A 7556-nucleotide genomic window follows, 5' to 3' on the forward strand; every position below is an offset into this window, starting at 1 on the left:
TCGCCCAGCCGGAAGGACAGTGTGTGCTGCCAACAGGGAAGCGCAGAGAACGCACATGCCGGCAATAGTCCTGATCGGCGCCCAATGGGGCGACGAGGGGAAAGGCAAGGCAACCGACCTGCTCGGTGGCTCGGTCCAATGGGTAGTCCGCTACCAAGGCGGTAATAACGCCGGACATACCGTCGTCCTACCCAACGGCGAGAACTTCGCCCTGCATCTCATCCCGTCGGGAATCCTTACCCCGGGGGTGACGAACGTCATCGGCAACGGGGTCGTTGTCGATCCCGGCGTATTGCTCACCGAGCTTGCGGGTCTGGAGCAGCGGGGTATCGATACCTCGGGGCTCATCCTCTCCGCAGATGCGCATCTGTTGATGCCGTATCACGTGGCGATCGACAAGGTGACCGAAAGGTACCTGGGATCCAAGAAGATTGGCACCACTGGTCGCGGTATCGGCCCCTGCTATCAGGACAAGGTGGCGCGCATCGGGATCCGGGTCGCCGATGTTCTCGACGAGGAATCTCTGCGCCAAAAGGTCCATGCCGCACTGGAAATCAAGAACCAGGTGCTGGTCAAGATTTACAACCGCAAGGCCCTCGACCCGGATCAGGTGGTCGACGGTGTGCTGGAGCAGGCCGAGGGATTCAAGCACCGCATCGCCGATGCGCGTCTTGAGCTCAACCAGGCGCTGGAACGTGGTGAGACGGTACTGCTGGAGGGGTCGCAGGGCACCCTGCTCGACGTCGATCACGGCACGTACCCCTTTGTGACGTCCTCGAATCCGACGGCGGGCGGCGCATCCGTGGGCTCCGGTATCGGCCCCACCCAGATCACCACCGTGCTCGGGATTCTCAAGGCGTACACCACGCGGGTGGGCTCGGGCCCGTTCCCCACTGAACTGTTCGACGAGCACGGCGCCTACCTGGCCAAGACCGGCGGCGAGGTAGGCGTCACCACCGGACGCGCCCGGCGCTGCGGCTGGTTCGATGCCGTCATCGCCCGATATGCCACCCGGGTCAATGGCATCACCGACTACTTCCTGACCAAGCTGGATGTGCTGTCGAGCCTGCAGACCGTTCCGATCTGCGTCGGGTACGAGGTGGATGGCAAGCGCACCAACGAGATGCCGATGACGCAGAGTGAGATCTACCGTGCCACACCGGTTTACGAAGAGCTTCCGGGTTGGTGGGAGGACATCTCCGCCGCCCGCGAGTTCGGCGATCTGCCCGCCAAGGCGCAGGACTATGTGCTTCGCCTCGAAGAGCTCGCCGGTGCGCCGATGTCGTGCATCGGCGTCGGGCCGGGCCGGGATCAGACGATCGTGCGGCGGGACATACTCTCGAGGTCATGACCGCCGCCGGGGACAGACTCGCCGCACTGCATGAAGAGATGAATCGGGCGATCCGTGAAATCCGTGGCGGGGGTTTCCCGCAGTACTCGCCGTCCTCAGTGGGGCCGGGGTTCGGGCGCTTCCTGACCGCGGTGCGGCGGCTGCAGGATCTCGCGGTATCCGCCGATATGGACGATCCGCGCTGGGACGAGGCGGCCGATCTCACCGAGAAGCTCGTCGAGCTGATGGACCCGCATGAGGCGCCCGAAGGCGTCGGACCCGCCAACCGAGTCGCCGACGAACCCGCCAACGGGCACCTGCTGCTGCCGCCGTGGTTCATCGACAAGGCAGGCCCGGACGGTATCGAGGCTCACGGCGACTTCCCGCGGTTCTACCTCGGCGGTAACGGCGCCGTGCACGGCGGGATCTTGCCGCTGCTGTTCGATCATCTCTTCGGGATGACGGTGATCATGGCGGGCCGCACCATCAGCCGTACGGCCTTCCTGCACGTCAACTATCGCCAGGTGGTGCCGGTGGGCGTGCCGCTGACGGCGAGCAGCCGCATCGACGAGGTGGATCGCCGCAAGGCCTTCGTCTCCGCGGAGCTCTACGACGCGCAGGGCACGGTGCTGGCCGATGCGAATGGGTTGATGGTGCAGCTGCTGCCCGGCCAGCCGTGAGCGGCTACCGGTCGGCCTGATTCATGGTGGCCTCTTCGAGGTCGAGTCCGCGGAGCACGGTGCGCAGCACCTCGTCATCGATATTGCCCGCGTCGCGTTCGGCGATGAACACCTCGCGCTCCTTCTCGAGCATCTCCAGCCGCAGATTCCGGAATGCCGCCATGGGGCTCTCGCCGGCGTCCTCGTCGCTGCGTCCGAGGCGCTCCCATGCCGCGTTGCGGCGACGGGTGTTCCAGTGCCGCAGAATTTCGGCGGCGCGGCTGCGCACGTTGGTGTCCTCGATGCCGTCATTGTCATCGAGGAGCTCCTCAAGACGGTCCGCGGCCGCACGGGCGGCCTTGTCCTGAGCGGCCGCCTCGGCGAGCGCGTCCTTGCGTTCGTCATCGCTTTGCACGCCGAGCACCCGAATCACCCACGGCAAGGTAAGCCCATGCAACAGAAGGGTTCCCACCACCACGACGAAGGTCAGGAAAACGATGTGCGGATGCCCGGGCAGTGGCTCGCCGGTGATGGTGGTCAGCGGCACCGCGAAGGCCATCGCCAGCGAAACCACGCCACGCATCCCGGCCCACGCCACCACGAAAACTCCACGCGCCGAGGGGCGTTGGCCGGGTGGGCGCATGTACGCGAACGCGAAGACGAACACGATGCGCACCACGATCACCGTGGACAGCACCGAGATCGACGACAGCACGATGGTGGCGAAGGACAGGCCTCGTAGTCCTTCGACGACCTTGGGCAGCTGCAACCCGATGAGCAGGAACGCGAAGGATTCCAGCAGCAGCTGCACGGCCTTCCACACCGCGTCATCCTGGAGCCGGGTGGCGTATCCGGCGTGCACCGAGCGGTGCCCCAGCATGAGCCCGGCGACCACGACGGCGATCACGCCGGAGCCATGAATCTCCTCGGCGAGCAGATACGCGAAGAACGGCACCACCAGGCCGATAGCGCTCTCGGACAGCGGGTCGTCGAGCTTGCAGCGGATGATGTTGACCAATTTTCCGATGACAACCCCGACGAGCACCCCACCGATGGCCGCGAGCGCGAAAATCTTGAGTCCGTCGGCCACGGTGGCGCCGAGCCCGATCGCCGCGGCTATCGCGACCCGATAGGCGGTGAGTGCGGTCGCGTCGTTGAGCAGACTCTCACCGCCCAGCAGCGTCATGATGTTGCGCGGCAGTCCCAGGCGCCGGCCGATGGCGGTGGCCGATACCGCGTCGGGCGGTGCCACGATGGCGCCGAGCACCATCGCACCGGCGAGCGGCAGTTCGGGAACGGCGTAGAACGCCACGAAGCCCACCGCGACGGTGGTGAGCAGCGGGAGCACCACGGCCAGGCTGCTGACCGCCCGCATGTTCTTGCGCAGGTTGACGTAGGAGCTTTCCAGCGCCGTCGTGTACAGCAGCGGCGGCAGGATCACGAACAGCACGAGGTCCGGATCCATCTCGATGGACGGCAGGCCGGGGATGGCAGTGGCTGCCAAACCCGCCACGACCAGCACCAACGGCGTGGGAAGCCCGAATCGCCGGGAAATCGCGGCCAGGACCAGGGCAGCCGTGAGTACCGCCAGCAGGGAAACGTTCACCTTCGTATTCTGTGCAGAGAGCGGTTCTGGCGCCTAAGCGGGCATGTGGAGAGGGCACATATGAAGCGGCTGTTTCGGCGTGGATCTGCCGCGCCCGTGTCGGCACAGCGGCAAGGCCCCTGCCCTGAGCTGGCCGCCGCCACCGGGCAAGGCCCACAACCCCGCACTCCGGGGCAGTGCGAGGACTGCGCGGCACTGGGTGAGCAGGTGTGGGCCCATTTGCGGTTGTGTCTGGAATGCGGCCGGGTCAGCTGCTGTGATTCCAGCCCCCACCAGCACGCCACCGCACATTTTCACGCCTCGGGGCATCCGGTGATGCGTTCACATGAGCCGGGTGAGGATTGGCGCTGGTGTTATGTCCATAGCACTCTCGGTTGAGGATGTGTGGCAATCTGGCACGCTAGGCACGGTTCAATAGGGCTACAGGTCGACCGGAAGGCGTGAAAGGCATCGTGGTGACGCAGGAGGGTTCGCCCCCCAGCGAGCACGGCTCGACGGGTTCCACCGACACCGTTGAGCCCGGGCCCGCCGAGGCGGCGCCGGTGACCGAAGACGCCGTGCGTGCCACCAATGGTGCCAAGTCCGCTAAGGCTGCTAAGGCCGCCAACAGCGTGAAACCCGTCTCCGAGCTGGCCGGCAGCGAGTCCCCGGCACCGAAGGCGCCGGAACCCGTGTCCGTCAACCGCACCACCGTGATGCTGCTGGGGTCGGGTGAATTGGCCAGGGAACTAGCCATCTCCTTCCAGCGCTTGGGTGCTGACGTCATCGTGGTGGACACCGGAGACGGCGGGCCGGCCCATACAGCCGCAGATCGTTCGGTGGTCGCACCGATCGGTGAGGCGGAGAACCTGGTCGCGCTCGTCGAGAAGGAACGGCCCCGATTCGTCGTGCCGCTGGTCGAGACGGCGTCGGGCGAGGCGCTCGACACATTGGCCGAGGGCAGGGTCACCCAGGTGATTCCGACCGCCAAGGCGGTGCGGCTGGCCGGCGATCGCGAGGCGATGCGGCGGATGGCCGCCGAGGAACTCGGCCTGCCCACACCCGCGTATTGGTTCGCGAACTCTGTCGAGGAGTTGCACAAGGTTCTTGAGACTGCGGGTTTCCCGGCGGTGGTGCGTCCGGTGTCGGCCGCCTACGGCCAAGGCCAATCGGTGGTGCTGCGCGACAGTGACGCCGAACCCGCGTGGGATCAGGCCGTCGCGTCGAACATCGGCGGCGGCCAGCGGGTGCTGGTGGAGACCGCGGTGGAGATCGACTACGAGATCACGCTGCTCACGGTGCGGACGGCCGGGGTCGGTGGTGCGACCAGACTGTATTTCTGCGAGCCCATCGCACACCGGCAGAGCGGAACCGATGCGCTGCAGATGTGGCAGCCGCAGCCGCTGAGTCAGGCTGCCCTGGAACTGGCCCGGTCCATTGCCGCCAGGGCGGTCAATGCCCTTGGCGGGCATGGTGTCTACGGTGTCGAACTGTTTGTCCGGGGTGACGAGGTGTACTTCTGCGATGTGAGTGCCCGGCCCTATGACTCCGGGCTGGTGACCGTGCGATCGCAGCGACTGTCCGAGTTCGATATGCACGCGCGCGCGGTGCTGGGTGTGCCGATCGACACCATTCTGGTCTCGCCGGCGGCCGCTGAGGTGGTCTACGGCGACGGCCCCGGTCCGTCGTCGCGGCAGCTCGACGAGGCGCTGCAGATACCGGAGAGCGATCTTCGGATGTTCGGGCATTCAGAGATCCACCGGCGCCGCCGCGTTGGCGTGGCACTGGCGACCGCACCCAACACCGCGCTGGCGCTGAGCCGTGCCCAACAGGTCGCCCGGCATCTGCGGTGACACCCGACGAGCAGGCGGCCGATCACGAGGACACCGGGAGTCCCGCACCATTCATCGCCGGGGCGGCGATCTTTGGAATCGTGGTGATCGGTATCGCGGTATCGGCGTTCTTCCGGACGGGCGACGGCCTTACCGAAGAGGGCAGGGTGGGGCAGTCCGTCGTCGCGCAGAACGACGCGCTGCAGCGGCGTGCGTACGCCGACTATGTGGCGAAGAGCTGCCGGGCCATTGTCACGCCGGAAAAGAATGTGATTGCCGCACAGGACAAATCCGAGGCCTCGCACGGAAACCGGTACGTGGACGACGTCAAGGACGTCAAGATCAGCGGGGACACCGCCACCGCGACGGTGACCTATCACTACATGAAATCCGAGGACAACAAGCTCACCGCGGACGTTTCCTTCGTCAAGGAAGACGGCTCGTGGAGGGTGTGCAGTCAGTACCAATAGACTGGCTCTTCGTGGGCTACGCAGGAGATATCACCCCCGAGGCGGCGTGGGCGCTGCTGAAGGAAAACCCGGAAGCCGTGCTGGTTGATGTGCGCACGTCGGCGGAGTGGAAGTGGGTCGGGGTTCCCGACCTCACCGAACTCGGCCGCGATGTCGTCTACATCGAGTGGGTGCGCTCCAACGGCGAACGCAATGAGCAGTTCCTGGAGGAGCTGGCCGCCGCGGGTGTCACCGGACCCTCCCAGGGGGACAGCCGTCCGGTGGTGTTCCTGTGTCGATCCGGTAACCGGTCGATCGGCTCCGCGGAACTGGCCACCGAGGCGGGAATCGCGCCGTCGTACAACGTGCTTGACGGGTTCGAGGGCAACCTCGACGAGAACGGGCACCGTGGCGGCGTCGGCTGGCGTGCCATCGGTCTGCCATGGCGGCAGTCATGAACCAGACTCCTGAGGGCGTTCCCTCGGTTCGCATTCCCAAGGCGCTGCCCGAGGGCGTGAGCCAGGCGACCATCGGGGTGCGCGGCGGGCTGCTGCGCTCCGAGTTCGAAGAGACCGCCGAGGCGATGTACCTGACCTCCGGGTATGTCTACGAGAGTGCGGCTGCCGCGGAACGCGCCTTCACCGGCGAGGTTGACCGGTATGTGTACTCGCGATACGGCAACCCGACGATCTCCATGTTCGAGGAGCGGCTGCGGCTCATCGAGGGTGCCGAGGCGGCGTTTGCGACAGCAACAGGGATGTCGGCGGTGTTCACCGCACTGGGTGCGCTCTTGGCCGCCGGGGACAGACTTGTCGCTGCGCGCAGTCTCTTCGGTTCCTGTTTCGTGGTGTGCAACGAGATCCTGCCCCGCTGGGGTGTGGAGACCGTGTTCGTCGACGGCGAGGACCTCTCCCAATGGGAGGAGGCGCTGTCCGTTCCCACGCAGGCCGTCTTCTTCGAAACCCCTTCCAACCCCATGCAATCGCTCGTAGACATCGAGGCGGTGTGCAAGCTGGCGCATGCCGCAGGTGCAAAGGTGGTGCTGGACAACGTCTTTGCTACCCCGCTACTGCAACAGGGCATTCCGTTGGGTGCCGATGTGGTGGTCTACTCCGGCACCAAGCACATCGACGGGCAGGGCCGGGTACTCGGTGGCGCCATCCTGGGTGACACCGACTACATCGAGGGCCCCGTCAAGACGCTGATGCGGCACACCGGGCCGGCGCTCAGCCCGTTCAATGCCTGGACGCTCGTGAAAGGGCTTGAAACGCTGGACCTTCGGGTGCGGCATGCCAACGAATCCGCCTTCAAGATCGCGCAGTTCCTGGAACAGCATCCCGCGGTGCGCTGGGTGCGGTACCCGTTCCTGCAGACGCATCCTCAGTACGAACTGGCCAAGCGACAGATGAGCGGCGGCGGCACCGTCGTCACCTTCGAGCTCGACGCCGATGGCGATGCGGGTAAGCAGCGCGCCTTCCAGGTGCTCGACGGGACCTCGCTCATCGACATCTCGAACAACCTGGGCGACTCCAAGTCGCTCATCACCCATCCCGCCACCACGACCCACCGCGCCATGGGTCCGGAGGGGCGTGCGGCGATCGGGCTCTCCGATGGTGTGGTGCGTCTGTCGGTCGGGCTGGAGTCCACCGAGGACCTCATCGCGGACCTGGAACGGGCACTGAGCTAACTCGGGCTAGCTTT

8 protein-coding genes are annotated in these 7556 nt (G+C 66.0%); 7 read left to right on the top strand and 1 reads right to left on the bottom strand.

From position 1 onward, the window contains the following. The first annotated feature begins 55 nt into the window (after positions 1-55). Entirely contained in the window at positions 56-1351 is a 1296-nt protein-coding gene (locus B4383_RS24290; protein ID WP_078294254.1) for an adenylosuccinate synthase, read from the top strand. Next, complete coding sequence (locus B4383_RS24295; RefSeq protein ID WP_078294252.1) at positions 1348-2010, top strand: PaaI family thioesterase; 663 nt, start codon at positions 1348-1350, stop codon at positions 2008-2010. Before B4383_RS24290 ends, B4383_RS24295 begins: the two co-directional genes overlap by 4 nt. Before the next feature lie 4 nt (positions 2011-2014). Here B4383_RS24295 and B4383_RS24300 read toward each other — a convergent pair whose 3' ends face one another. Continuing rightward, positions 2015-3595, bottom strand: coding sequence for a Na+/H+ antiporter (locus B4383_RS24300; protein WP_078294249.1), 1581 nt, complete (start codon positions 3593-3595; stop codon positions 2015-2017). Between the two features lie 60 nt (positions 3596-3655). On the opposite strand from B4383_RS24300, the gene B4383_RS24305 reads away from it, so the two are divergent. The 5 genes from B4383_RS24305 (at position 3656) to B4383_RS24325 (ending at position 7542) form a co-directional block, all read left to right on the top strand. Then, positions 3656-3973, top strand: a complete 318-nt coding sequence (locus tag B4383_RS24305) for a UBP-type zinc finger domain-containing protein (protein ID WP_078294247.1) — start codon at positions 3656-3658, stop codon at positions 3971-3973. Between the two features lie 62 nt (positions 3974-4035). After that, on the top strand, positions 4036-5427 hold the full coding sequence (purT, locus tag B4383_RS24310; RefSeq protein ID WP_078294245.1) for a formate-dependent phosphoribosylglycinamide formyltransferase: 1392 nt from the start codon (positions 4036-4038) through the stop codon (positions 5425-5427). After that, a complete protein-coding gene (locus B4383_RS24315) occupies positions 5424-5876 on the top strand; it encodes a DUF4878 domain-containing protein (RefSeq protein ID WP_078294243.1) in 453 nt (150 codons plus the stop codon). Before purT ends, B4383_RS24315 begins: the two co-directional genes overlap by 4 nt. A gap of 11 nt (positions 5877-5887) precedes the next feature. Beyond that, complete coding sequence (locus tag B4383_RS24320) at positions 5888-6313, top strand: rhodanese-like domain-containing protein (protein WP_078294241.1); 426 nt, start codon at positions 5888-5890, stop codon at positions 6311-6313. Beyond that, complete coding sequence (locus B4383_RS24325; RefSeq protein ID WP_078294291.1) at positions 6310-7542, top strand: O-succinylhomoserine sulfhydrylase; 1233 nt, start codon at positions 6310-6312, stop codon at positions 7540-7542. The genes B4383_RS24320 and B4383_RS24325 overlap by 4 nt, the downstream gene beginning before the upstream one ends. Positions 7543-7556 lie beyond the last annotated feature (14 nt).

Origin of the sequence: Mycobacterium sp. D16R24, assembly GCF_002013385.1 — a bacterium.
In the GTDB taxonomy this organism is placed as follows: Bacteria; Actinomycetota; Actinomycetes; order Mycobacteriales; family Mycobacteriaceae; genus Mycobacterium.

What these genes read in the sequence shown, in the direction of transcription:
- B4383_RS24295 (WP_078294252.1), top strand. Translation starts at nt 1,348, where the DNA reads ATGACCGCCGCCGGGGACAGACTCGCCGCACTGCATGAAGAGATGAAT.
- B4383_RS24290 (WP_078294254.1), top strand. Translation starts at nt 56, where the DNA reads ATGCCGGCAATAGTCCTGATCGGCGCCCAATGGGGCGACGAGGGGAAA.
- B4383_RS24325 (WP_078294291.1), top strand. Translation starts at nt 6,310, where the DNA reads ATGAACCAGACTCCTGAGGGCGTTCCCTCGGTTCGCATTCCCAAGGCG.
- B4383_RS24305 (WP_078294247.1), top strand. Translation starts at nt 3,656, where the DNA reads ATGAAGCGGCTGTTTCGGCGTGGATCTGCCGCGCCCGTGTCGGCACAG.